Annotated in this window: 28 protein-coding genes; 11 read left to right on the top strand and 17 right to left on the bottom strand. The window is 72.0% G+C overall.

Annotated elements, in window-relative coordinates; genetic code table 11:
- Positions 1 to 8: 8 nt before the first annotated feature.
- The 6 genes from ABZZ79_RS12435 to ABZZ79_RS12460 form a co-directional block, all read right to left on the bottom strand.
- Positions 9 to 974 carry a folate-binding protein gene (locus ABZZ79_RS12435; protein WP_356688862.1) on the bottom strand — a complete coding sequence of 322 codons (966 nt, stop codon included), beginning with the start codon at positions 972 to 974 and terminating at the stop codon, positions 9 to 11.
- 10 nt (positions 975 to 984) lie between these two features.
- Positions 985 to 1,422: a transcriptional repressor gene (locus ABZZ79_RS12440; RefSeq protein WP_356688863.1), complete on the bottom strand. Its 438-nt coding sequence runs from the start codon at positions 1,420 to 1,422 to the stop codon at positions 985 to 987.
- Positions 1,423 to 1,471: 49 nt separating this feature from the next.
- On the bottom strand, positions 1,472 to 2,047 hold the full coding sequence (locus ABZZ79_RS12445) for an FABP family protein (protein ID WP_356688864.1): 576 nt from the start codon (positions 2,045 to 2,047) through the stop codon (positions 1,472 to 1,474).
- A gap of 234 nt (positions 2,048 to 2,281) precedes the next feature.
- Positions 2,282 to 3,271, bottom strand: a complete 990-nt coding sequence (locus ABZZ79_RS12450; RefSeq protein ID WP_356688865.1) for a hypothetical protein — start codon at positions 3,269 to 3,271, stop codon at positions 2,282 to 2,284.
- Positions 3,268 to 4,113, bottom strand: a complete 846-nt coding sequence (locus ABZZ79_RS12455) for a hypothetical protein (RefSeq protein ID WP_356688866.1) — start codon at positions 4,111 to 4,113, stop codon at positions 3,268 to 3,270. The genes ABZZ79_RS12450 and ABZZ79_RS12455 overlap by 4 nt, the downstream gene beginning before the upstream one ends.
- Entirely contained in the window at positions 4,110 to 4,835 is a 726-nt protein-coding gene (locus tag ABZZ79_RS12460; RefSeq protein WP_356688867.1) for a hypothetical protein, read from the bottom strand. The genes ABZZ79_RS12455 and ABZZ79_RS12460 overlap by 4 nt, the downstream gene beginning before the upstream one ends.
- 259 nt (positions 4,836 to 5,094) lie before the next feature.
- Between ABZZ79_RS12460 and ABZZ79_RS12465 the strand changes: the two genes are divergently transcribed.
- Positions 5,095 to 5,457 carry a DsrE family protein gene (locus tag ABZZ79_RS12465; RefSeq protein WP_356688868.1) on the top strand — a complete coding sequence of 121 codons (363 nt, stop codon included), beginning with the start codon at positions 5,095 to 5,097 and terminating at the stop codon, positions 5,455 to 5,457.
- A gap of 7 nt (positions 5,458 to 5,464) precedes the next feature.
- Here the strand turns inward: ABZZ79_RS12465 and ABZZ79_RS12470 are convergent, their stop codons facing one another.
- The 9 genes from ABZZ79_RS12470 to ABZZ79_RS12510 all read right to left on the bottom strand — a co-directional run bounded on the left by ABZZ79_RS12470 (position 5,465) and on the right by ABZZ79_RS12510 (position 11,444).
- Positions 5,465 to 5,845 (bottom strand): VOC family protein, encoded by a 381-nt coding sequence (locus ABZZ79_RS12470; RefSeq protein ID WP_356688869.1) that lies wholly within the window; start codon positions 5,843 to 5,845, stop codon positions 5,465 to 5,467.
- A gap of 10 nt (positions 5,846 to 5,855) precedes the next feature.
- The gene (locus tag ABZZ79_RS12475) at positions 5,856 to 6,116 is read right to left on the bottom strand and encodes a DUF3099 domain-containing protein (RefSeq protein ID WP_356688870.1); all 261 of its coding nucleotides are present in this window, start codon (positions 6,114 to 6,116) and stop codon (positions 5,856 to 5,858) included.
- 267 nt (positions 6,117 to 6,383) lie between these two features.
- Positions 6,384 to 6,671 carry a DUF1416 domain-containing protein gene (locus tag ABZZ79_RS12480; RefSeq protein ID WP_356688871.1) on the bottom strand — a complete coding sequence of 96 codons (288 nt, stop codon included), beginning with the start codon at positions 6,669 to 6,671 and terminating at the stop codon, positions 6,384 to 6,386.
- 33 nt (positions 6,672 to 6,704) lie between these two features.
- The gene (locus tag ABZZ79_RS12485) at positions 6,705 to 7,550 is read right to left on the bottom strand and encodes a sulfurtransferase (protein ID WP_356688872.1); all 846 of its coding nucleotides are present in this window, start codon (positions 7,548 to 7,550) and stop codon (positions 6,705 to 6,707) included.
- Positions 7,551 to 7,685: 135 nt separating this feature from the next.
- The gene (locus ABZZ79_RS12490) at positions 7,686 to 7,766 is read right to left on the bottom strand and encodes a putative leader peptide (RefSeq protein WP_350310325.1); all 81 of its coding nucleotides are present in this window, start codon (positions 7,764 to 7,766) and stop codon (positions 7,686 to 7,688) included.
- A gap of 226 nt (positions 7,767 to 7,992) precedes the next feature.
- The gene (locus tag ABZZ79_RS12495; protein WP_356688873.1) at positions 7,993 to 8,730 is read right to left on the bottom strand and encodes a DUF2993 domain-containing protein; all 738 of its coding nucleotides are present in this window, start codon (positions 8,728 to 8,730) and stop codon (positions 7,993 to 7,995) included.
- A 125-nt stretch (positions 8,731 to 8,855) separates the two neighbouring features.
- On the bottom strand, positions 8,856 to 10,271 hold the full coding sequence (locus ABZZ79_RS12500; RefSeq protein ID WP_356688874.1) for a hypothetical protein: 1,416 nt from the start codon (positions 10,269 to 10,271) through the stop codon (positions 8,856 to 8,858).
- 7 nt (positions 10,272 to 10,278) lie between these two features.
- Complete coding sequence (locus ABZZ79_RS12505) at positions 10,279 to 10,533, bottom strand: MoaD/ThiS family protein (protein WP_356688875.1); 255 nt, start codon at positions 10,531 to 10,533, stop codon at positions 10,279 to 10,281.
- Between the two features lie 38 nt (positions 10,534 to 10,571).
- Positions 10,572 to 11,444, bottom strand: a complete 873-nt coding sequence (locus ABZZ79_RS12510; protein WP_356688876.1) for an alpha/beta fold hydrolase — start codon at positions 11,442 to 11,444, stop codon at positions 10,572 to 10,574.
- Between the two features lie 183 nt (positions 11,445 to 11,627).
- Between ABZZ79_RS12510 and ABZZ79_RS12515 the strand changes: the two genes are divergently transcribed.
- From ABZZ79_RS12515 to ABZZ79_RS12540, 6 genes are all read left to right on the top strand, one after another.
- Positions 11,628 to 12,407, top strand: coding sequence for a response regulator transcription factor (locus ABZZ79_RS12515; RefSeq protein ID WP_356688877.1), 780 nt, complete (start codon positions 11,628 to 11,630; stop codon positions 12,405 to 12,407).
- Between the two features lie 97 nt (positions 12,408 to 12,504).
- Positions 12,505 to 13,527 carry a LacI family DNA-binding transcriptional regulator gene (locus ABZZ79_RS12520; RefSeq protein WP_356688878.1) on the top strand — a complete coding sequence of 341 codons (1,023 nt, stop codon included), beginning with the start codon at positions 12,505 to 12,507 and terminating at the stop codon, positions 13,525 to 13,527.
- Between the two features lie 102 nt (positions 13,528 to 13,629).
- A complete protein-coding gene (locus ABZZ79_RS12525) occupies positions 13,630 to 14,781 on the top strand; it encodes a trypsin-like peptidase domain-containing protein (RefSeq protein WP_356688879.1) in 1,152 nt (383 codons plus the stop codon).
- 22 nt (positions 14,782 to 14,803) lie between these two features.
- Positions 14,804 to 14,989: a hypothetical protein gene (locus ABZZ79_RS12530; RefSeq protein WP_356688880.1), complete on the top strand. Its 186-nt coding sequence runs from the start codon at positions 14,804 to 14,806 to the stop codon at positions 14,987 to 14,989.
- Between the two features lie 90 nt (positions 14,990 to 15,079).
- On the top strand, positions 15,080 to 15,817 hold the full coding sequence (locus tag ABZZ79_RS12535) for a response regulator transcription factor (RefSeq protein ID WP_356688881.1): 738 nt from the start codon (positions 15,080 to 15,082) through the stop codon (positions 15,815 to 15,817).
- A complete protein-coding gene (locus ABZZ79_RS12540; protein ID WP_356688882.1) occupies positions 15,814 to 17,235 on the top strand; it encodes a HAMP domain-containing sensor histidine kinase in 1,422 nt (473 codons plus the stop codon). Before ABZZ79_RS12535 ends, ABZZ79_RS12540 begins: the two co-directional genes overlap by 4 nt.
- A gap of 28 nt (positions 17,236 to 17,263) precedes the next feature.
- Here the strand turns inward: ABZZ79_RS12540 and ABZZ79_RS12545 are convergent, their stop codons facing one another.
- Both ABZZ79_RS12545 and ABZZ79_RS12550 read right to left on the bottom strand, forming a co-directional pair.
- Positions 17,264 to 17,647, bottom strand: a complete 384-nt coding sequence (locus ABZZ79_RS12545) for a DUF6281 family protein (RefSeq protein ID WP_356688883.1) — start codon at positions 17,645 to 17,647, stop codon at positions 17,264 to 17,266.
- Between the two features lie 282 nt (positions 17,648 to 17,929).
- On the bottom strand, positions 17,930 to 19,738 hold the full coding sequence (locus ABZZ79_RS12550; protein ID WP_356688884.1) for a bifunctional metallophosphatase/5'-nucleotidase: 1,809 nt from the start codon (positions 19,736 to 19,738) through the stop codon (positions 17,930 to 17,932).
- A 145-nt stretch (positions 19,739 to 19,883) separates the two neighbouring features.
- Between ABZZ79_RS12550 and mshD the strand changes: the two genes are divergently transcribed.
- From mshD to ABZZ79_RS12570, 4 genes are all read left to right on the top strand, one after another.
- On the top strand, positions 19,884 to 20,810 hold the full coding sequence (gene mshD, locus ABZZ79_RS12555) for a mycothiol synthase (RefSeq protein ID WP_356688885.1): 927 nt from the start codon (positions 19,884 to 19,886) through the stop codon (positions 20,808 to 20,810).
- 362 nt (positions 20,811 to 21,172) lie between these two features.
- Positions 21,173 to 21,559 (top strand): GntR family transcriptional regulator, encoded by a 387-nt coding sequence (locus tag ABZZ79_RS12560; RefSeq protein WP_356688886.1) that lies wholly within the window; start codon positions 21,173 to 21,175, stop codon positions 21,557 to 21,559.
- Between the two features lie 58 nt (positions 21,560 to 21,617).
- Positions 21,618 to 22,502, top strand: coding sequence for an ABC transporter ATP-binding protein (locus tag ABZZ79_RS12565; protein WP_356688887.1), 885 nt, complete (start codon positions 21,618 to 21,620; stop codon positions 22,500 to 22,502).
- Positions 22,499 to 23,500 carry an ABC transporter permease gene (locus ABZZ79_RS12570; protein WP_356688888.1) on the top strand — a complete coding sequence of 334 codons (1,002 nt, stop codon included), beginning with the start codon at positions 22,499 to 22,501 and terminating at the stop codon, positions 23,498 to 23,500. Before ABZZ79_RS12565 ends, ABZZ79_RS12570 begins: the two co-directional genes overlap by 4 nt.
- Positions 23,501 to 23,660: the final 160 nt, after the last annotated feature.

The following is a 23,660-nucleotide window of genomic DNA, read 5'->3' on the forward strand; positions in this document are numbered from 1 at the left end:
CCCTCGCCCTACGGCTCGACGACGACCTCCTGAGCCGCGGCCGTCTCCCCGGCCAGCAGCCGGGCGTCCAGCGGAACGTTCCGCTTGACCAGCGCCAGCGCCACGGGCCCCAGCTCGTGATGGCGTACGGACGTGGTCACGAACCCGATCTTCCGGCCGTCCGGCCCCTCGTCCGCGACCCGGATCTCGGTGCCGTGCACCGGCAGATGCACCTCGCTGCCGTCCAGGTGCAGGAAGACCAGCCGGCGGGGCGGCTTGCCGAGGTTCTGCACCCGGGCGACGGTCTCCTGCCCCCGGTAGCACCCCTTCTGCAGATGCACCGCGCTGCCGATCCAGCCCAGCTCGTGCGGAATGGTCCGGTGGTCGGTCTCGAAGCCGAGCCGGGGCCGCTGCTGCTCGACGCGCAGCGCCTCGTGGGCGAGGAGCCCGGCCGGGGAGCCGACCAGTTCGGCGTACGCCTCCAGGCCGTCGCGCGGGAGGAAGAGATCCCGCCCGTACGGCGTCTCCCGGACGACCGCCCCGTCCGGCACCGGGGCGATGGACCCGGCGGGCAGGTGGACGACGGCGACGTCCCCGGTCCGGTCGGCGACCTCGACGCGGTAGAAGAACTTCATCGACTCCAGGTAGGCGATGAGCGCGTCCTGGGTGCCGGGCTCGACATGCGCCCAGACGGTGGTGCCGTCGTCGACGAGATACAGCGCGTGCTCGATGTGGCCGTGCGCCGAGAGGATCAGCGCCTCGGTGGCCTGTCCGGCCGGCAGGTCGCTGACGTGCTGGGTGAGCAGCAGATGCAGCCAGCTGAGCCGGTCGTCGCCGGACACGGTGACGACTCCGCGGTGGGAGAGGTCCACGAATCCGGCGCCGTCGGCGAGGGCGCGCTGTTCACGGAACAGGTCGCCGTAGTGGGCGGCGACGCCTTCGTCCACGCCTTCGGCGGGGACTGCGCCGGGCAGGGACAGCAGGGGGCTCTTCATACGCTCAAGCCTACGACTCGGTACTTGAACTCTTCAGAGAGCAGTCCTCGCAACGGCCGAAGATCGCGAAGTGCTTCATGTCGGTGTCGAAGCCGAACTCCTCGCGCAGCTTGGCGGTGAACTCGGCGGCGACGGACACATCGGCCTCTATGACGTTGGTGCAGTCCCGGCACACCAGGTGGATGTGGTGGTGCCGGTCGGCGAGGTGATACGTGGGCGCGCCGTGCCCCAGGTGGGCGTGCGAGACGAGGTCCAGTTCCTCCAGGAGCTCCAGCGTCCGGTAGACGGTGGAAATGTTGACCCCCGACGCCGTCTTCCTCACTTCCGCGAGGATGTCGTCGGGGGTCGCGTGTTCCAGGGTGTCCACGGCTTCGAGGACAAGCTGCCGCTGCGGCGTCAGCCGGTAGCCGCGCTGCCTGAGGTCGCTCTTCCAGTCGGTGCTCACCACACCGACGAGTCTAGAACCACCCGGGCGGCGGGCCGCCGTGGAAGGGGGCCTACTTGAAGAAGGCCACCCCGTCGTCCGGCAGGTCGTCGGGCAGGGCCTTGGCCCAGCGCTCGACCTCCTCGGGGGTGACGACCTTCTTGAGCTGGGCGGACATGTAGGGGCGCAGCTCGACCTCGGGGGTCTGCTTCTCGCCGACCCACATGAGGTCGCTCTTGACGTAGCCGTACAGACGCTTGCCGCCGGAGTAGGGACGGGAGGCGGCCGTGCGCGCGACCGCGTCCGTGACCAGGTCGATCTGCGGCTTCTTGTCGGCCAGCTCGCCGTACCAGATCTCCACGACGCCGTCGTCACGGGTCATCGTGACCTCGACCTTGCGGGCGTCGTCGATACGCCAGTAGCCGGTCTCGGACTCCAGGGGACGGATTTTGTTGCCGTCCTTGTCGAGCACCCAGGTGTGGGACTGGTACTCCAGGAAGTCGCGTCCGTCGTGCGTGAAGGAGACCTCCTGCCCGAAGTTGCACTTCTCGGAACCGGGGAAGTCGTGCACGCCGGCGCCGGCCCACCTGCCCAGCAGGAACGCGAGGGGCACGAGGTCCTTGTGGAGGTCGGACGGGATCTCGATCATGATCAGCTCAGCAGTCTCGTACGGCTGGAAGGGGACGGGGTCAGCGCTGGCCCTGGTACAGCTTCTTCACGGCCACAGCGGCGAAGGCCGCCACAGCGACACAGACCAGGCCCAGCAGGATTTCGAAGAAGAGGATCACGGGGTGCTCCTTGGTGAGCGGAGGGTTCGGTGCGCACGGCCGGGCCCCAGCTTACGCGGCCGGGGCCCGGCCCTCCCTGCGAGGTACGCCTCGCGTCATCCGAGCAGCTGGCTCTGGAGCACCACGGTCTGCTGGAAGGGCACGGCCGGTACTTCGCCGCCCTTGAGCGACTGGATGATCACCGCGTGGACGTCCCCGGCGGCGAGGTAGCCCAGCCGGACGTGTTCGGGGCCGTGAGGGGCGGGCTCGGTGTAGGCGACCCGCTTGATCCCGGAGACGGCGGCCGCCTCGGGGAACTCCTCGTCGTGTACGGCGTCGTGCACGCCGCGCACCAGGTAGGAGGGCGTGCTGTAGGAGACGGTGTCGCTCGCGATCTGGCCGTCCACCATCTCCGCCGTGGCGAAGTGGAGGAGGTAGATCCGGGTGCTGACGCCGTCCGGGGTGGTCCAGCCGCGGGCGGCGATGTGCCGCAGACCCGTGTCGACGAGCTTCTGCCGCACCTGCTCCCGGTGCTCGTCGTCGGCGTACTCCGCCAGGTAGTCCTTCGTCTCCAGCCAGCCGTCCTCGCCGCGCAGCGCCTTGTCCTCCTTCGCCCCGGCGGGGGCGGGCAGCACGAGGGCGCGCAGGTCGGCGTGGTGCGCGTTCTCCCTGTTGCCCTCGGCGAAGGGCCTCGGGCTCCCGGCGGGCAGCGGCGGCAGCGTCAGCTCGGGGTAGTCCCACCGCCCGTCGGACTCGGTGGCCAGGCCGGGGACGTCCCCGCGCTCCATGGAGGCGATGCCGTACGCCGTGCCCGCGCCGACGGCCGCGAAGACGGCGACGGCGGCGACCCAGCGGGTCACGGCGCGCAGTACGCGCCGGTCGCGGGGTGCGGTGGCCTGCGGCGGCGATGCCGGTGCCGGTGCCGGTGGAAGTCCGGCCGGCTCGGCGGGCGCGACCGCCGTGGAGTCGGGGCGAGCCGCAGCCGCCTCGTTCGTCGGGTCCGCCTCGGTCACCTCGGTCACCTCGGTCACCTCTGCCCGCTCGGCTCTCTCAGCCTCGCCGGTCGCCTCAGCCATGTCGGCCGCCTCGCTCGTCCGTTCGGTCATATCGTCTTCCCGGGTGCGTCGATCCGGTCGAGCTGCGTGCGCACGAACCGGGTGACTTCGTCGTCGTCGAGGGGGTCAGCGCCCTGCGTGGTGATGGCCACGACGATGTCGCCGACGGTGGCGGCACAGAACAGCATCTCCAGCTCCTCGTCCTCGTCGAGCGGCCCGCGCAGGCATTCGGCGTCCTTGTAGCCCTTGATCTCGGGCCCCTCGTCGACCTCCTCCAGCCCGGCGAGCGAGCGCACGGCTTCGAGGTAGCCGCGCACCGCGGTCCGGTTCCCGAGCTGGGTGAGTTCGACGGACACCGTGAAGACACCCTGACGGGCGAAACGGGCCGTGTCCTGACTGGCGTAGCTGCGCATCGCCTTGGCCCGGATGTCGCGCTTCTCGATCATCCGCTCCATGTCCCGGCGCGCGGAGCGGGGCAGGCCTTCGAGGAAGACGCCGAGCCGGGCAGTGGCCTCGTCGCCGGTCAGTTCGGCCTCGGAGCCGAGCTCCTCGATGTCGGGGCCCTGGACATAGCCCTCGGCGTCGTACGGCACGAGCAGGGCGGTGAGCGACGCCGCGGCCCGCGCCTGCTCGCCGTCCGGCCGCTCCTCGTCGGCCTTGCCGTCCGTGGTGTCCTCGCTGTACCTGGGCTTGGGGAACTTCCACGTCGGGGCACCGGCGGACCGGTCGGCGTCCCGTACGGTCACGGCGGTCGCGCCGACCCCGGCGAGGACCGCCGCCGCCGTCAGCGCGCAGGCCGCCACGACGGCCGCCCGCCTGCGCCGCGCGCGCCCGCCCCCGGCGGCCTCGGCCTGCTCCCGGATCGGTTCCTGCGCGATTTCGTTCTCGCTCACAGCCGCTCCATCTGCCGCTCGGCCACATCCATGATCGTCTTCTTGGGGACCGGCCGGTCTCCGGAGACCCAGATCTCCATCTCGATGTCCCCGCGCCAGGCCTCGGCGCGGGCCATGTACCTCGGCGCGGAGCCCGGCTCGCTCTGGGGCCGGTTGTGGACGTAGGCCCAGCCGTTGCCCGTGCCGGGGATGGGCCAGCTGTCGGTGTCAGGCACCTGGTCGATGTAGTCCTGCGCGTTGCGTACGGCGTCGGCCGCGGCGGCGGACTCCCGCTGGCGGTACTGGACGAGCCGGATCTCCACGGTGTGTGTGCCGGTGTCCCAGCCGACGGTCGCGGCCCGGCGGAACTCGTCGTCGAGGAGCCACTCGAACGCCGAGCCCGGAGATCCGTAGTAGCTCGCGAAGGTGGCCGCGTCCACCCACGAGCCCTTGGCGGGCAGCCAGTCGGTCTCCTTCGCCGTGGGCGGCTTGGGCAGCAGCAGTCGGGTCAGGTCACCGTCAGCGAGCAGCTTGTGGTCGCCGAGGACCGACAGCGGCTCGGGCGCCGGCCCCTTCGCCTGCGTCAGAACTGGCTGGGACAGCGGCGGGAGCGCGGTGGGCTCGCGGTCGGCCTGTACGAGGTAGCCGACGCAGGTGCCGGCGACGACCCCGAGCGCTACGGCCGCGGCGAGCAGTGCGGCGGTGCGCCCGCGCCGCCGGGGCGGCTGTTCTGGCTCTTCCAAATCGTCTCCCGTGGAACCTGAAGCGCGAATTCCCTATCCGCGCGCACAGGAGACCCATGGCCCGTGCATCAAGTTGCACGGGAGTTGATCACGATTCGGTCATGCCCCGTCCGCTGAGGGTCAGCCGGTCCCCTCGTCCCGCTTCACATCGCCCACGAAGGCGGCCCATGCCTCCGCGGTGAAGAGGAGGGGGGTGCGTGCCTGCTGGTGGCCTCCGTCCTGCGCCTGTTTCGGCAGGCGGACGCACTACGCTGCCCGCATGGCGAAGAAGTTGGTGATCAAGGTGACGGCCGGGGCGGACGCACCCGAGCGGTGCTCGCAGGCGTTCACGGTCGCGGCGGTGGCCGTGGCGAGCGGGGTGGACGTCTCGCTGTGGCTGACCGGGGAGTCGTCGTGGTTCGCGCTGCCGGGCCGGGCGGCGGAGTTCGAGCTGCCGCACGCGGCGCCGCTGCCGGACCTGATCGAGTCGATCCTGGCGGGCGGGCGCCTCACCCTGTGCACACAGTGCGCGGCCCGCCGGGACATCACGGAGAAGGACGTCCTCGAGGGCGTCCGGATCGCGGGCGCGCAGGTGTTCGTCCAGGAGTCGCTGGCGGACGACACCCAGGCACTCGTCTACTGACCCCGGCCTACGACTGCACCCAGAGGCAGAACGGGTGCCCGCAGGGATCGAGCAGCACGCGTACGTCGTCCTGGGGCTGGTACTCCGCGAGCGTGGCCCCCAGCGCCAGCGCCCGCGCGGTCTCGGCCGCCAGGTCGTCGACCTCGACATCGAGGTGCAGCATCATCTGCTGGTCACCGGGGGCGCGGGTCGGCCAGACGGGGCGTACGTACTCCCGTTCGGTCTCGAAGGCGAGCGCGAGGCCCCCGGTGCCGGGCGGGGGGCCGATGAGCACCCAGTCGGGTTCCTCGGCGCGCACCTCGTAGCCGAGCAGCCGCCGGTAGAAGCCGGCCAGCTCGTGGGCGTCGTGCGCGTCCAGCACCACGGTGGAGAGCCTGGCTGCGACCATGCCCGCCTTCCTACCGCGGCCGCTTCTTGCCGTCCAGTTCGTCCCACCACTCGTCCGACTGCGGGTCCCCCGAGGGGTCGTCCCACCAGCGGTCCTCGGGCCCCCGCCGGTTCGCCACCATCGCGGCGACGGGCGGGATCACCATGGCCACCACACACATCCCCACGGCCACCGGAACGGACCACAGCCGCACGACGGCCCAGGCCAGGACGAAGAGCCCCAGGCAGATCCCCATCATGGCGAAGTACACGTGCCGTCGCCGTGCGTACATAACTCCAGGGTAGGTCCGGCACGCCGGGGTGCACGTGGACGCGGGACGGCGAGACAACACCACTCGCCGCCGACGGGGTGCACGTGGACGCGGGACCGCGAGACAACGCCACCTGCCGCCGACCTCTCCCCGAAACCGACGGCCGGAAACCGACGCAGTGCCCCGGCGCCCCTCACCGTCCAGTTCGGTCCGGGGGCCGGGCATGCCGAAGGGCCGCGGCTCAGGTGTCCAACCCGGGAGCTGCGGCCCTGCGGTGTTTCCGTGCCGTCAGACGGCGATCGCGACCTCGGCGAGGCCGCCCTGCTGGGCGACGACCGTGCGGTCAGCGGTGGCGCCGGGGATCAGCGCGCGGACGGTCCAGGTGCCCTCGGCCGCGTAGAAACGGAACTGGCCCGTGGCGGAGGTGGGGACCTCCGCGGTGAACTCGCCGGTCGAGTCGAGCAGGCGCACGTAGCCCTGCACCGGCTCGCCGTCGCGGGTCACCTGGCCCTGGATGGTGGTCTCACCGGGCTTGATCGTCGAGGCGTCGGGGCCGCCGGCCTTCGCTCCACACATGTTGAACTCCTTGAGGGGTAAAGGTCGGTGGTCTTACTTGTTGGCGCCGAGCTCGATCGGCACGCCGACGAGGGAGCCGTACTCGGTCCAGGAACCGTCGTAGTTCTTGACGTTCTCCACACCGAGCAGCTCGTGCAGCACGAACCAGGTCAGCGCGGAGCGCTCGCCGATGCGGCAGTAGGCGATGGTGTCCTTCGCCAGGTCGACCTGCTCCTCCTCGTAGAGGGCCTTGAGGTCGTCGTCCGACTTGAACGTGCCGTCGTCGTTGGCGTTCTTCGACCACGGGATGTTGCGGGCGCTCGGGACGTGGCCCGGACGCTGCGACTGCTCCTGCGGCAGGTGCGCGGGGGCGAGCAGCTTGCCGGAGAACTCGTCGGGCGAGCGCACGTCGACCAGGTTCTGGCTGCCGATCGCGGCCACGACGTCGTCGCGGAAGGCACGGATGGAGGTGTCCTGCGCCTTGGCCTTGTACTCGGTCGCCGGGCGGGCGGGCACCTCGGTGCCGTCGACCAGCTCGCGGGCGTCCAGCTCCCACTTCTTGCGGCCGCCGTCGAGGAGCTTGACGTTGTCGTGGCCGTAGAGCTTGAAGTACCAGTAGGCGTACGAGGCGAACCAGTTGTTGTTGCCGCCGTAGAGGACCACGGTGTGGTCGTTCCCGATGCCCTTCTCCGACAGGAGCTTCTCGAAGCCCTCCTGGTCGACGAAGTCACGGCGGACCGGGTCCTGGAGGTCCTTGGTCCAGTCGATCCGGATGGCGTTCTTGATGTGGTTCTTCTCGTAGGCGGAGGTGTCCTCGTCGACCTCGACGATGGCGATCGCCGGGTTGTCCAGGTTCTCCTGCAGCCAATCGGCGTCGACCAGGACGTCGCTGCGGCTCATGCTCGTTCTCCTCCGGGGCAGTTGCGGCGAGGGTGTGCGTGAAGAGTGGGTGCGCGGCCGGGCATGCGGGAGCGCGCACGAAATGCCCTGGGCAGGGCGGCTGGAGAATGCGGTCGGCTGCGGAGCCGGTGCCGCTCAGAAGGTGCGACAGAGCATGGCGGCGACGCGGCACAGGTCTACTGCCCGCCGCTTCGTGAGATCCGCCTGTCGCTTCATGCCCTCGATCGTAGGGACGGACAGCGGGACATGTCACCGGTGTGTCGCATTTTGAGACGCGATCGTCCGAATAGCGGGATCGGCTCCCTCGCGGGGCAGTCACGGCAAGGGGTCCGGGCCCGGAAGGCACCGTCGGCATCTGCGGTGCGGACGGGACCGTCTCGCCCTTCGGAACGCTGTTCGGACAGCCGCCCGCCGAAGAGGGTCCCTCGCCCGGCGAGACTACCTACCCGGCGAGGCTGACGTTCGAACCCTGGACGGTGATCCGTACGCCGTCTTCCGCCGCCTCCACCTTGTCCAGCTCGATACCGCCCGGCAACTGCTCGATCACCTGGTCGAAGTCGGTGATCTCCCGGACCCGGCTCTCGGCGATGCTCACCCCGCCGAACTCGGGCAGCGCGTCGGCCTTCACCTTGACGGTGTCGCCCTCGACCATGACCGTGCTGAGCACGGTGACCGGCTGGGGCAGCTTGCTGCCCAGTATCGACACCTCGACCGCCGACTTGATCTTGCCGTTGCCGCCGTCGGAGAGGCCGACGACCCGCGCGGTGACCCCCGGCCCGACCTGGGTGGGCTCGCCCGTCGCCGTCCTGAGCAGCTCGGCGTAGGAGATGGTCGCGGTGCCGGTGGCGGAGGCCGCGGTGGCGGAGCTGTAGTCGCCGGAGAAGCGGACGCCCTTCATGTTCGCCTTCAGGTCGGCGATCCGGATCTTCTCCGTGCCCTTGCCGGTGAGCGCCTCGTAGTCCGCTATGCCGACCTCGACGTCGTCCAGCTCGCCGCCGACCATCTGGGTCAGGAACGGGAAGCCCTTGATGGACACGTCCGGTGTCCGCGCGAGGCCCTCGCCGGCCCGCAGCTTGTCGGCGGCCTCGCCCTCGGCGAAGGTCACGGCGAGGCGGTCGGCGATGACGAAGACGCCGCCCAGCACCACGGCCACGATCAGGACTATTCGCAGCGCTCGCATGTTCCCCCACCTCGGCGTTCGATCCGGTCGCCAGTCACCGTAACCCCGCCGGAGGAGGGCGCCGCGAGATTGTCGATCACCTGTGACAGGCGCCGCTCCCGCGAAGCGCGTCCCCGCAGCCCCCGCTACAGCCCCCGCCCCAGCACCCACAGCACGGGCGCGGCGGCCGCGAGCGGCAGGGCCACGCCCGCCGTGAAGTGCACGAACCGCGAGGGGTAGTCGTAGCTCGCGACCCGGTGCCCGATCAGCGCGCACACGGCCGCGGCCGCGCCGACGAGAGCGCCCTGCGCACCCACCCCGGTCATGCCGCCGACCGCGATGCCCGCACCGGCCGCCGCGAGCAGCGACACGACCACGGAGGCGGGCGCCGGCAGCGGCAGCGCCCTGGCGAGCACGGCCACCGCGACCGCGGCCGCGCCGATCGTCGTCGCGTCCGGCTCCGCCGCGAGATGACCGGCCGCGAGGATCGCCAGCGCCGCCGAGACGACGGTGGCCATCAGGCCGTACATCCGCTCGTCGGGCTCGGCGTGCGAACGCAGCTGGAGCACCAGCGTGAGCAGCACCCACACCCCGAGCGTCCCGAGGATCGCCGCGGGGGCGTTGTCCCGCCCGGCCACCAACAGCGCCGCGTCCGCGGCCAGGGCCCCGGCGAAGGCCAGCGCGATGCCCTGGCGGGCCGGCCACATGCCGTTCAGCCGGAACCAGCCGGCCGCGGTCAGGCCCTGGAGCGCGACGAGCGGCACCAGCAGGGCGTACGAGCCGACGGCCGCGGCCCCCGAGAGCAGCAGACCGAGCAGCGCGGTGAGCGCGGCCGGCTGCATCCCGGGCTCGATGATCGGCGACCGGCCCTCCAGCCTGGCCCGCTGGGCGTCGGTGATCCGGGAGTTGCCGGCCAGGGTGGCGGGGCCGTAGGCGGGGCCCCCGGAGGCGGCCGAACCGGCGGGCACGGCACCGTCGGCGGGCGCGGCGGGACCCTGAGCGGCCGAAGCGTCGGCCGGCCCCTGGGTGGCCGTCCCCTGCGCGGGCTCGGCTCCGGTCCGGGCGTCCTGGCCGTAGCCGTAGGAGGGGTCAGAGGAGTGAGAGGAGTAGGAGGAGTGAGAGACGGCGTAGCCGGACAGGGCGTCCTGGCCGTAGCCGGGCTCGGCACCCCCCAGGGCGTCCTGGCCGTAGCCGGGCTCGGCACCCCCCAGGGCGTCCTGGCCGTAGCCGGACGCGGCGGCGTAGCCGGGCTGGGCGGCGCCCTGGCCCGCCGGGTCGTGGGCGGGGACGCCGCCCTGACCCGGGTGACCGGCGGCCGCGGTGGCCGGCCAGGCCCAGGGCTCCTGCTGCGGCGGCAGGTACGCCGTCTCGGTCGTGCTCACGGCGGGCACCGGCGGCTGCATCTGGGTCTCCCAGGTCTGCCCCTGCCACTGCTGGGTGTACTGCGCCTCGTCGGCACCCTGCTGGTACGGCTGCTGCTCCCCGGGCCACTGCTGCCGGGGCTGCTGCGCATAAGGGTCGTGGGAACCGTCGTACGGCCCCTGGTACGGCTGGTCGCTCATGCTCCGGTCACCCTCCTGCGAACGGCGGGAGCACCTCGACCGTGCCGCCCTCGGCCAGCCGTACCGTCTCATGCGCGCGGGTCCCGACGGGATCACCGTCGACGAGGAACGAGCACCGCAGCAGGACGCGGGTGAGCTCGCCGGGATGGAGCGAGCGCACCGCGTCGAGCGCCTCGGCGAGCGTCGCGGCCTCATGGGGCTCCTCGGCGACGCCGGCCGCGGCCTTGGCTGCGGCCCAGTAGCGGACCGTGACCTTTGCCATCTCGTCCTCAAGTCGGTTCGGCAGTGAACAGGGTCAGGCTAGCCCGCCCGGGACAGCCCCCAGTCCCCGATCCTGGCCAGCAGGGAGTCCTCGCAGGCGTTCTCGGCGTGCCCCATGCCCGGCTCCAGCCACAGCTCACCGTGCTCCCCCGCCGCGGCGGCCAGCATGCGCGGGTGGTCGACGGGGAAGTAGCCGTCGCGGTCACCGTGGACGATCAGCAGCGGGGTCGGTGCGATCCGCGGGACCGCCTCGACGGGCGACAGCGGGACCGGGTCCCTCCCCCACTGCCTGAAGGGCGTGGGAGATGCCCCCGCCTCGTGATGGATGCGGGTGCGGAAGCCGTAGCGGCTGACCAGACGGCCCTCGGGCCGGGTGATCAGCCAGTGCACCCGCCGCATCGGGGCCGTGCCCCGGTAGTACCAGCGGGCGGGAGCGCTGACGGACACCACGGCGTCGGCCTCGCCCGGCCGCAGGGCCGCGTGCCGCAGCACGACGGAGCCGCCCATGGAGAAGCCGACCGTGACCACCCGGGTGTGCCCGTGGCCGCGGACGCAGGCGACCGCGGCGGCCAGATCGAGGACCTCGCGGTCGCCGACCGTGGAACGACCACCCGAACGGCCGTGGCCGCGGAAGGAGAAAGTGAGGACGGCCCCGTACCGCCGCAGCGCGGCGGACACCCGCCTGACATGAGGCCGGTCCACATCGCCGGTGAACCCGTGCGCGACGACGAACGCGAGGTCGACAGCAGGTGGCCCGGCAGCGTCGTATACGAGTGGCCCCGGATCGTATACGGAATCGATGGCGACTCCGTCGGCAGTGCGCAGATACGTCCGCATTGGTGCGCTTCTGCTCGTCTCGGAATGCGGACGAACGGCGGATCGTGCCACATGACCTGCCGGACCATCGCTCATGTCGGCTATTCTGCTGGACAGAGGACTCGGGCAGCGTAGCCCCCGGGTCCTTTTGTGCTTTCGGAAGCGTTGTATACGAAGCGGGAAAACCTCAGGTGACCCGCAGGTGTACGGGGCCCCCGGGATCGCAGAGCAGTTCCGTACCGCACACGTCCTCGCAGGGACCGAGGAGGAACCAGACGTATGAGTTCTCTGCTGCTCCTGACCAACGCCCTCCAGCCGTCGACGGAGGTGCTGCCCGCGCTCGGCCTGCTTCTGCACAACGTCCGGGTCGCCCCGGCCGAGGGGCCCGCACTCGTCGACACCCCCGGCGCCGACGTGATCCTCGTCGACGGCCGCCGCGATCTGCCCCAGGTGCGCAGCCTGTGTCAGCTGCTGCGCTCCACGGGCCCAGGCTGTCCGCTCGTCCTCGTCGTCACCGAGGGCGGTCTGGCCGCCGTCACCGCCGACTGGGGCATCGACGACGTCCTGCTGGACACGGCCGGCCCGGCGGAGGTCGAGGCAAGGCTGCGGCTGGCGATGGGCCGGCAGCAGATCGTCAACGACGACTCCCCGATGGAGATCCGCAACGGCGACCTCTCGGTCGACGAGGCGACCTACTCCGCCAAGCTCAAGGGCCGGGTCCTGGACCTGACCTTCAAGGAGTTCGAGCTCCTGAAGTACCTGGCCCAGCACCCGGGCCGCGTGTTCACCCGCGCCCAGCTGCTCCAGGAGGTCTGGGGCTACGACTACTTCGGCGGCACCCGGACCGTGGACGTGCACGTACGACGACTGCGGGCAAAGCTCGGCCCCGAGCACGAGTCGCTGATCGGGACCGTCCGGAACGTCGGTTATCGATTCGTTACTCCCGAAAAAGTCGACCGGCACTCCGACGAGGCGAAGGCCAAGGCGGACCGGGCAAAGCAGGAAGATGCGGACAACGAGGCCGTACATGAAGCCTCCGAGGTCACGGCCGACGCGTGAGGGACGCACGGGCAGGGCATTGCGACCGCACACCAGGACCTCGGTCGGGCCCCTCCACGCCCTGCCCACCGGCGTTCCATCCGCGTAGACTCCGCACGTGGCCAAGGTGACTCGGGATGACGTGGCGCGACTGGCGGGGACCTCCACCGCCGTCGTCAGCTACGTCATCAACAACGGACCCCGGCCGGTCGCCCCGGCCACGCGCGAGCGTGTCCTCGCCGCCATCAAGGAGCTGGGCTACCGGCCCGACCGGGTGGCCCAGGCGATGGCCTCGCGGCGCACCGACCTCATAGGCCTGATCATCCCGGACGCCCGTCAGCCCTTCTTCGGGGAGATGGCGCACGCGGTCGAGCAGGCCGCCTCCGAGCGCGGAAAGATGGTCCTGGTCGGCAACACCGACTACGTGGCCGAGCGCGAGGTCCACTATCTGCGCGCCTTCCTCGGCATGCGGGTCTCGGGCCTCATCCTCGTCTCCCACGCGCTGAACGACCTGGCCGCCGCCGAGATCGAGGCATGGGACGCCCGTGTGGTGCTGCTGCACGAGCGGCCCGAGTCCATCGACGACGTCGCCGTCGTCACGGACGACCTCGGCGGCGCCGAACTCGCCGTCCGCCATCTGCTGGCGCACGGCCACGAGTACGTCGCCTGTATGGGCGGCACCGCCGACACCCCGGCCGTCGGCGACCCGGTCTCCGACCATGTCGAGGGCTGGAAGCGCGCGATGGACGAGGCGGGCCTGTCCACCGAGGGCCGCCTGTTCGAGGCGCCGTACAACCGCTACGACGCCTACCGGGTCGCGCTGGACGTGCTGTCCGGGCCGGAGCGGCCGCCCGCGTTCTTCTGCTCCACCGACGACCAGGCGATAGGCCTGCTGCGCGCGGCGCGCGAACTGCGGATCGATGTTCCCGGTGAGCTGGCCGTGGCCGGCTTCGACGACATCAAGGAAGCGGCGCTGGCCGACCCGCCGCTGACCACGGTCGCCTCGGACCGCTCGGCGATGGCCCGCGTGGCGGTCGACCTCGTGCTCGACGACGGACTGCGCGTCGCGGGCTCCCGCCGCGAGCGGCTGAAGGTGTTCCCGTCGCGGCTGGTGCCACGGCGGTCCTGCGGCTGCGAGTAGCCCGCATGGGCGTCGGGTCTTCATATAGGGCATACGACGTTCTGCCGGGCTTCTCAGGCGGCGCTCAGGGAGCTCTCATCGTCGGGCGCCAAGCTCATGGACATGACCGAGAGCAACCGCCGAGACGGCGAGTACGAGAACACGTACCAGGGCGGCGCACACCCCTACGCGGGTGGCACTCACCCCCGCACGGGCGGCGAGCAGCACCCCACCATCCCCTCAGAGACCTTCGCGCACCCGGCGGATCCGGCGAGCCCCACGGGCCCCGCGAGCCCGGTGCACCCGGTGAACCCGGCCGAGCCGGTCACCGCCGTGAACCCCGAGTGGCCGCCCCCGCCGCCTTACGAGCCCACGACGGCCGCGGTCGTCCCCGGGCGAAGGCCCCGCCGGCGCAGGCGCGGTCCCCTCGCGCTGCTGGCCGCGGTCGCGGCCGTCGCGGCCGCCATCGGCGGCGGCACGGCCTACGGCATCCAGGAGCTGACCGGCGGCTCCGACGCGGTCGCCTCCAGCGCGACCAGCACCAACGTGGTCCCCGCCAGCCAGAAGGGCACGGTCTCCGGGGTCGCCAGGGCGGTCAGCCCGAGCATCGTGGAGATCAGCGCGACGGGGAACAACGGGTCCTCCACCGGCTCCGGTGTGATCATCACCAGTGACGGCGAGATCGTCACCAACAACCACGTCATCGCCGGCGCCTCCCAGATCAAGGCGAGGACCAGCGACGGCAAGGAGTACACCGCCGAGGTCGTCGGCACCGACAGCGGCAAGGACCTCGCCCTGATCAAGCTGGCCAACGCCTCCGGCCTCAAGGCGGCCACCCTGGGCGACTCCGACGCCGTCCAGGTCGGCGACGAGGTCGTCGCGATCGGCTCCCCCGAGGGCCTGACCGGCACCGTGACCAGCGGGATCGTGTCCGCCCTCGACCGCGATGTCACCGTCTCCACCGGCGAGGGCCAGCAGCCGCAGCAGCCCGACGGCGGCTGGCCGTTCGAGTTCGACGGCCGCGAGTTCAACGGCGACACCGGCTCGTCCACCACGACGTACAAGGCGCTCCAGACCGACGCGTCCCTCAACCCGGGGAACTCCGGCGGCGCCCTGATCGACATGAACGGCAACATCATCGGGATCAACTCGGCGATGCACTCGGCCGGTTCGGGATCCTCGTCCGGCGCGGGCAGCGTCGGCCTCGGCTTCGCGATCCCGATCAACACCGTCAAGGCCGATCTCGACACCCTGCGGTCGGGTTCCACCGACTGACCCCCGCGGAGCGGAGCACGCCATGATCGAGCAGGTCGCACACCAGGTGTCCGACACCGGCCCGGCCGGGCTCGCCCTGGCCCTGGAGGGGGCGTACGCGCTGCACGCCCCGACGGGCGGCCGGGCACCGGAGGTCCCCTCCCCCACGGCCGGTTCACGGCGCCGGGCCGCGGGCCGCCGCCGTACGGCACGGAACGTGCGAGGCTGAGAGCAGCTGCGAGAAGGGCCCGCCCGTGCGCGGCGCCGCCCGGCCGGCACCCCCGTCCCCCACCCGAGGAACCAGAGGAACCAGACACCCATGACCCCCGTCGAAGGCGACCGTGACCCCCAGCGCATCCTCATCGTCGACGACGAGCCGGCGGTGCGCGAAGCACTCCAGCGCAGCCTCGCCTTCGAGGGGTACGGCACCGAGGTCGCCGTCGACGGCATCGACGCGCTGGAGAAGGCGAAGGCGTACCGCCCGGACCTGGTCGTCCTCGACATCCAGATGCCCCGCATGGACGGTCTGACCGCCGCCCGCCGCATCCGGGGCGCGGGCGACACCACCCCGATCCTGATGCTCACGGCCCGCGACACGGTCGGCGACCGGGTCACCGGCCTGGACGCCGGGGCGGACGACTACCTGGTCAAGCCCTTCGAGCTGGACGAACTGTTCGCCCGTATCCGCGCGCTGCTGCGCCGCAGCTCGTACGCCGCGGCGGTGGCGGGCGCGGACGCCCCGCAGGACGAGGCGCTGACCTTCGCCGACCTGCGCATGGACCTGGCGACGCGGGAGGTCACGCGGCGCGGGCGTCCGGTGGAGCTGACCCGCACGGAGTTCACGCTGCTGGAGATGTTCCTGGCGCACCCGCGCCAGGTCCTGACCCGTGAGCAGATCCTGAAGGCGGTCTGGGGCTTCGACTTCGAGCCGTCGTCGAACTCCCTGGACGTCTACGTCATGTACCTGCGCCGCAAGACCGAGGCGGGCGGCGAGCCGCGCCTGGTCCACACGGTGCGCGGGGTGGGGTACGTGCTCCGGCAGGGCGGCGCCGAGTGAACAGGGCGGCACGGCGGCTGCGCTCCCTGCCCCTGCGCTCCCGGCTGGCGCTGCTGGTGGCGGCGGCGGTGGCGTTCGCGGTGGCGGCGGTGTCGGTGACGTGCTGGTTCATCGTGCAGGGGAAGCTGTACGGGGAGCTCGACGACAACCTGCGCTACGGCAACCTGAGGATCTCCCTCCCGGAGATACGGGACACCCTGGCCGACTGCACCGAGTCGACGGACGACAACCTCCCGCTCGGGCCGCGGAACCAGGCCTATATGGAGCTGGTCAAGTCCGACGGCGCCTACTGCGTCTTCGGCAACTCCGCCGGTTCGGTGCGGATCACCGCGAGTGACGTGGAGGTCGCCGGGGACGCCGACAGCGACCCGCGCTTCCGCGACGGCAAGGACATCAACGGCAAGTCCGTCCGCACCATGACCCTGCCCCTGGGCAGCGAGGTCGCGCTGCTGGTCGCACTGCCCCTGGAGGACACCCAGGACACCCTCGAAGAACTCGCCCTCATTCTCCTTCTGGTCTCCGGCATCGGAGTGCTCGGGGCGGGAGCGGCGGGCCTCGCGGTGGCACGAGCGGGCCTGCGGCCGGTGGACAAACTGACGGACGCGGTGGAACACGTGGCCCGGACGGAGGATCTGACGGCCCGCATCCCCGTGGAGGAGGACGACGAGGACGAGATCGCCCGCCTCAGCCGCTCCTTCAACTCCATGACCACGGCCCTGGCCAGTTCCCGGGACCTGCAACAGCAGCTGATCGCCGACGCCGGCCACGAACTGCGCACCCCCCTCACCTCCCTGCGCACCAACATCGAGCTCCTGACCCGCAGCGAGGAGACGGGCCGCCCCCTGCCGGAGGCGGACCGCAAGGCGCTGCTGGCCTCGGTGAAGGCGCAGATGACGGAGCTGGCCGCGCTGATCGGCGGCCTTCAGGAGCTGTCCAGGTCGGAGGGGCAGCGGGGTGAGCGGGTCCAGGTGGTGTCCCTGGAGGACACCGTGGAGACCGCGCTGCGCCGGGCGCGGCTGCGCGGCCCGGAGCTGACGATCACGGCCGGCCTGTCGCCCTGGTACGTCCGCGCGGAGCCCGCCGCGCTGGAACGGGCCCTGGTCAACATCCTGGACAACGCGGTGAAGTTCAGCCCCGAGGCGGGCACGATCGAGGTGAGCCTTCAGCAGGGCGTCCTGACGGTCCGGGACCACGGCCCCGGCATCCCCGCCGACGAACTCCCCCATGTCTTCGACCGCTTCTGGCGCTCCCCCTCGGCCCGTGCCCTGCCCGGCTCCGGCCTGGGTCTGTCGATCGTCGCCCGTACGATCCACCGGTCCGGCGGCGAGGTGACCCTGTCCCCGGCACCCGGCGGCGGCACGGTGGCGACGGTACGGCTGCCGGGGGCGACGACTCCACCGCCGTCGGAGACCGCGTAGCCCGCGGGACGGCCCGGTCCGGGCCGGGTCAGTCGCTCCCCACCACACCCCGCAGCTCCACGGGCAGGGTCGCACCGCTCTCCCACGCGACCAGCACCACGTCCGGCGCCACCGGGTCCAGCACGATGGCCAGGGCCGGGTCCACGCCCTGGATCGCGTAGGCGGTCACGCGCTCATCCGGCGTACCGGGGTCGTCGGGGTAGCCCCCCGTGTCGTCGCAGCCCGGCCTGACGGCCGCACCGAGCCGCTCACCGACCTCGACGTCGCCCGGCGCGTGGCCCACGTACCGACGCCCCTGGTACATCACGAGGTGCACGCAGGACGCCTCGCCCTCCCCGCCCCCACCACCCACCGTGCACCCGGCGAGCGTCACCATCAGCAGACCCCACGCACCCACCACAGTTCGCTTCACACCACCGGGACGCGGCGGTGCCCTGTTTCGTTCGCCACCAGTTCCGCATCTTCGTCGGCCACCAGTCCGGCAGCGCGTCCGCCGGCCCGTCCCGGCGGCCCGAGCGCCCCGAACGGCCTGAGCGGCCTGAGCGGCCTGAGCGGCCTGAGCATGTGCGGCACCGTGCTCTTCCCGGACCCGGAGTGCCCCACCGGAAGCGGCACTCGCGCGGCGGGAGATGACAAAAGGGCCCGGGAGGCGCGGCGTCGCGCGCCTCCCGGGCCCTTTCGGGTCAGACCGGGGTCACTTCACGATCGTGATCCGGTTCGCCGCCGGCGGGGCCAGCGGGGAGCTGGGGGTGGAGTTGGCCAGCAGGTACTTCTCCAGTGCCGCGAGGTCGTCGGCGCCGAGAAGGTCGTTGGTGCCGAGGGCGATGGTCGGGAAGCCGTCGCCGCCGCCGGAGAGGAAGTTGTTGGTGGCGACGCGGTAGGTGGCGGTGAGGTTGACGGGCTCACCGTTGAGCTTGACGGAGTCCGTGACGACGCGGTCGGCGCCGGTCTTCGTCAGGTCCAGGGTGTAGGTGAGGCCCGAGGAGATCTGGAGGATCTTCGGGGAGGCCGTGTTGGTGCCGCTGACCTGCTCCTTGAGGACCTGGATCAGCTGGGCGCCGGTGAGGTCCTGGAGGTTGACCAGGTTGGAGAACGGCTGGACGGTGAAGCCCTCGGCGTAGGTGACGACGCCGTCGCCCTCGGAGCCCTTGGCCGCGTAGGTCAGGGGGGCGCGGATGCCGCCGGGGTTCATCAGGGCCAGGTCGGTCTCCGGGTCCAGCTCCTTGCCGTAGGCGAGCTGGGCGTCGGCGATGAGGTCGCCGAGCGGGGACTCGGTGCCGGAGTTGTTGATGTCGGCGGAGATGTAGCCGATGGCACGGCTGCCGATGGGCGCCGCGAGGACGTTCCACTTGGCGATCAGCCCGGACAGGTCCTCGGCCTTGGGGACGTCCCGGGTGACCACGTGGTTCGCCGACTTCACCGACGTACGGGCGATGTCACCCGTCCAGCGGTCGTAGGTCAGGGTGGTGTCGGTGTAGAGGCGGCCGAAGGACGCGGCCGAGGTGACCATGCGCGGGTTGCCCGCCGGGTCGGGGACCGTGCACACGTAGGCCGCGTGGGTGTGGCCGGTGACCAGCGCGTCGACCGTCGGCGAGATGTTCTTCGCGATGTCGACGATCGGGCCGGAGATGCCGTCGCCGGCACCCGGGGAGTCGCAGTTGTAGTTGTACGAGCCGGAGGCCGGCGCGCCGCCCTCGTGGATCAGCGCGACGATCGACTTCACGCCCTGCTTCTGCAGGATGTCGGCGTACTTGTTGATCGTCTCGACCTCGTCCTTGAACTTGAGGCCCTTGACGCCCTCGGCGGTGACGACACCCGGGGTGCCCTCCAGGGTCACGCCGATGAAGCCGATCCGCACGCCGTTCTTCCGCCAGATCGAGTACGGCTTGAGGATCGGGTGGCCGGTCTTCTCGTTCAGGACGTTCGCGGCGAGGTAGGGGAACTCGGCCCCCTCGAACTCCTCGTCCGCGTAGCAGCCGTCGGTGGGGTGGCAGCCGCCGTACTGCAGGCGCTTCAGTTCGGCCGAGCCCTCGTCGAACTCGTGGTTGCCGACCGAGGTGACGTCGAGGTCCAGCTTGTTCAGCGCCTCGATGGTGGGCTCGTCGTGGAACAGGCCGGAGATCAGCGGGGAGGCACCGACCATGTCGCCGCCGGCCGCGGTGACGGAGTACGGGTGGCCCTCGCGCGCCTTGCGCAGGTGCGTGGCGAGGTACTCGACGCCGCCGACGCCGTCGATGGTCTTCGTGGTGCCGTCCGGCTGGACCTCGGTGACCCGGCCGGAGGAGCCGGCCGGCGGCTCCAGGTTGCCGTGCAGGTCGTTGAAGGACAGCAGCTGCACGTCCTGGTAGCGGCCCGTGTGCTTGTCCGTCCCCGTGGCCTCGTCGGCGTTCGCGGTAGCGGGCAGCGCGGCGGCGAGCGCGCCGACGGTCGCGAGTCCGGCGGCGGCCGCGAGGAGCCGGTGCGTACGGCGTCTGCGGTGGTGCGGCTGAGGTGTGGCAGGCATGCGCCCCCCTGTGGTGCACGTGAAGGTATGTCTCGGTCCGGGCGCAGCCTAGAGTCAACGCGCGTAGCGCGACAGGGGGTTCATGGTTACATCTGGGTTTCCCTTTGGCGGCCTTTCGCGAGTGCGGGCCTTTACCCTCATAGGCATGACCAGCGACGACTTCGCACGGCCCGGCCGCTCCCGCTCCATCGAGACCTTCGCCGCGCTCGACGCGGAGCAGATCGACGCCGTGCTCGCACTGCTCGCGGAGGCCGCCCGCAACGACGGCCAGCAGGCGGTCTCCGAACAGGGCAGGCTCCAGCTGCGCGGCGGCGCGCGTGACGGCGTGTCCCATCTGCTGCTCGCCGCCGGAACCGAACTCGTGGGCTACGCCCAGCTGGAGGACACCGACCCGGTGGAGGCGCCGGCCGCCGAGCTGGTCGTCCACCCCGCGCACCGCGGGCACGGGCACGGGCGCGCACTCGGCTCCGCCCTGCTCGCCGCCTCCGGCAAGCGGCTGCGGGTGTGGGCGCACGGCGGCCACCCGGCGGCCCGCCATCTCGCGCAGGTGCTTGGGCTGACCCTGTTCCGTGAACTGCGCCAGATGCGCCGCCCGTTGACCGGTCTGGAGCTGCCCGAGCCGGCGCTTCCCGAAGGCGTGACGGTCCGTACGTTCGTGCCGGGCGCGGACGACACCGCCTGGCTCGCGGTGAACGCGGCCGCCTTCGCCCACCACCCCGAGCAGGGCTCACTCACCCAGCGCGACCTCGACGACCGCAAGGCCGAGCCGTGGTTCGACCCGGCGGGCTTCTTCCTGGCCGTCCGCGGCGAGGAGCTGATCGGCTTCCACTGGACCAAGGTGCACGCCGAGGAGCAGCTCGGCGAGGTGTACGTCGTCGGCGTCTCCCCCGACGCGCAGGGCGGCGGCCTCGGCAAGGCCCTCACCACGATCGGCCTGAACCACCTGGCGGCCCAGACGCTGCCGACCGCGATGCTCTACGTCGACGCCGACAACAAGGCGGCGGTGGCGGTGTACGAGGCGCTGGGGTTCGCGACCCACGAGGCGGATCTGATGTACCGCACGGAGACGTGAGGCACCGGGGCACGGACGCGGACGCGGACGTGAGGAACCCGGGGCACAGGCGCGGAGTGAGGCACCCGGCACGGGCGCGGACGTGAAGCGCCGGGCACGGACGCGGGCGTGAGGCACCCGGGCGCGGACGGGGACGTGAAGCACCCGGGCGCGGACGGGGACGTGAAGCACCGGGCACGGGCGCGGGCGTGAGGCACCCGGGTCGAGGCCCGAAGCGCCCCGGCCAGGGCGTCAACGCCTGAGGCGCATTCACCCTCAGGGGGCGGTGATCTTGACACCGCCCCCTCCTTCACATCACCCTTTCACTAATCAAGTAGTGAAAGGGTGATTCGAGACGTGGCCGGACGACAAGTGGCCGGACAGTGATCGAGTACCGCATCGACCGGCGCAGCGGCATCGCCACCTACGTCCAGATCGTCCAGCAGACCAAACAGGCCCTGCGCCTCGGCCTGCTGGAACCCGGCGACAAGCTCCCCACGGCCCGCGAGGTCGTGGAAGCCACCGCCATCAATCCGAACACCGTGCTCAAGGCCTACCGAGAACTCGAACGCGAGGGGCTGGTCGAGGCCCGGCGCGGACTCGGCACCTTCGTGCGGCGCTCACTGGGCGCCGCCGCCGCCGATTCCCCGCTGCGCGCCGAGCTGGAGGACTGGGCACGGCGGGCCCGCGCGGCCGGGCTGGAGCGGGACGACGTGGCCGCACTCTTCACATCCGTACTGGAGCAAGACTTCGAGGGGGAGCAGCGATGAACGCCATGGGGGGACCGCGCGGGCTTCGAGCTGCACGCGCGGGGCAGGGGGGCACGCGATGACCGGCACCGCCATCGAGGCGGCCGCGCTGGGCAGACGGTTCGGGCGCCGCGCCCGGCCCGCGCTCCAGGACTGCGCGTTCCGCCTGCCGGCCGGCCGCGTCTGCGCCCTCGTCGGGCCGAACGGCGCCGGCAAGTCCACCCTGCTCGCCCTCGCGGCCGGGCTGCTCGGTCCGACCCACGGCTCGCTCACCGTCCTCGGCACCACCCCGGCCGCCGCCCGCGAGCGCCTGGCCTACGTCGCCCAGGACAAGCCCCTGCACCAGCAGCTCACCGTCGCCGAGACCCTGCGTCTGGGCCGCGAGCTCAACCCGCGCCGCTGGGACACGGCCAAGGCCGAGGCGGTCGTCGACCAGGGCGACCTGGACCCCGCCGCCAGGATCCGCTCCCTGTCCGGCGGCCAGCGCACCCGCGTGGCACTCGCCCTGGCCCTCGGCAAGCGGCCCGAACTGCTGCTGCTGGACGAGCCGATGGCCGATCTCGACCCGCTCGCCCGGCACCAGCTGATGGGCACGCTGATGGCCGACGCCGCCGAGCACGGCACCACCGTGGTGATGTCCTCGCACGTCGTCGCCGAACTGGAGGGCTCCTGCGACCACCTCCTGCTGCTCGGCGGGGGCCGCGTCCGGCTCGCCGGACCCCTGGAGGAGCTGCTCGCCGCGCACCGTCTGGTCACCGGCCGCACCGCCGGCCTCGCCCCGCACACCGTCGTCGAGTCCCGCACCAGCGGCCGCCGGCTCACCGCGCTGGTGCGGCCGAGCGGGCCGGTCGACGCCGGCTGGGAGATCGCCGAGCCGTCCCTGGAGGAACTGGTCCTCGCCCATCTGCGGGCCCCCGAGGCGCCCGCCCTGCTGCTCGACGAGTCGCTGGAGGACGCCGTATGACCACCACCGTGACCGTCCAGGCCCCCGCGCCCGACGAGGCCGGGCCCCGCCGCCGCGCCCCGCGCGGGATGGTGTGGGCCGTGCTCCGCCTGCACCGCGTGGCACTGCGCTTCTGGATCCTGCTGTTCGCGCTGGCCGCCACCATGCTGCTGTGGGCGTACGGACCGGGCGGGGACGCGGCCTGGCGCCAGTACACCGGGATGGACTGCGGCACACGCTGGGACCTGGGCTGCGACTACGTCACCGGTCCCGAGTACTACCGCTACGAACTGGCCGTGTCCCTGTCAGCGGCCCTGCTGGGCGTCCTGCCGGGCCTCGTCGCGGGCTGGACGGGCGGCGCGCTGATCGGCCGCGAGCTGGAGAACGGCACCGCGCGGCTGGCCTGGGTGCAGTCCGTCTCCCCCGCCCGCTGGCTGGCGGCCGAGCTGGCCGTGCCCGCCGCCCTGCTGATCCCGGGCACCCTGCTGCTCACGCTGCTGCACCGCGCCGTCTGGGAGGCGGACTCCACGCTGCTGTCCGACCTCGGCTGGTACGCCTGGCACGACCCGGCCACCTTCCAGGCCAACGGCCTGCTCGCCACCGCCTACCCGCTCCTCGGCCTGGCCGTCGGCGCCCTCGTCGGACTGCTCGCCGGACGGGCCCTGCCGGCTCTCGGCGGCGCGGTCCTCGCCCAGCTGGGCCTGATGTTCGCCCTGGGCGCGCTGCGCCCGTATCTGTGGCCGCCGGTGACGATCACGACGGCGGCGGAGGAGTACCCCTCGTACGACGGCCTGAGGGTCGCCGAAGGGGCCCTCGGCGCCGACGGCTCCCGGGTGGACGCGTCCTGCTTCGAGGAGCCGGCCTGCGTCGCCCGGCGCGACCTCGTGGGCTACTACGCCGACTACCACCCGGCCTCTCACTTCTGGCCGCTCCAGCTCGTGGAGACCGGCATCGTCCTGGCCCTGACCGCCGCGACGGTCCTGGCCGCCTTCTGGCTGATACGCCGCCGCACACGCTGAGAGCGCTCTGTCCACCGGGTGTCGCACGGCAGGCGTGAATCCGTCGGACAGACCCTCGCCCGGACTGCGTACGGCCTTCGCGGGGGCGGAGGGGGACGTACCCGCCCCGCCAGGCCTCCCGTACGCCGGGCGGGGGACGCGGACCCCCGTGATCCGTTCC

This window comes from Streptomyces sp. NPDC006458, from assembly GCF_040612135.1.
Classification (GTDB): Bacteria; Actinomycetota; Actinomycetes; order Streptomycetales; family Streptomycetaceae; genus Streptomyces.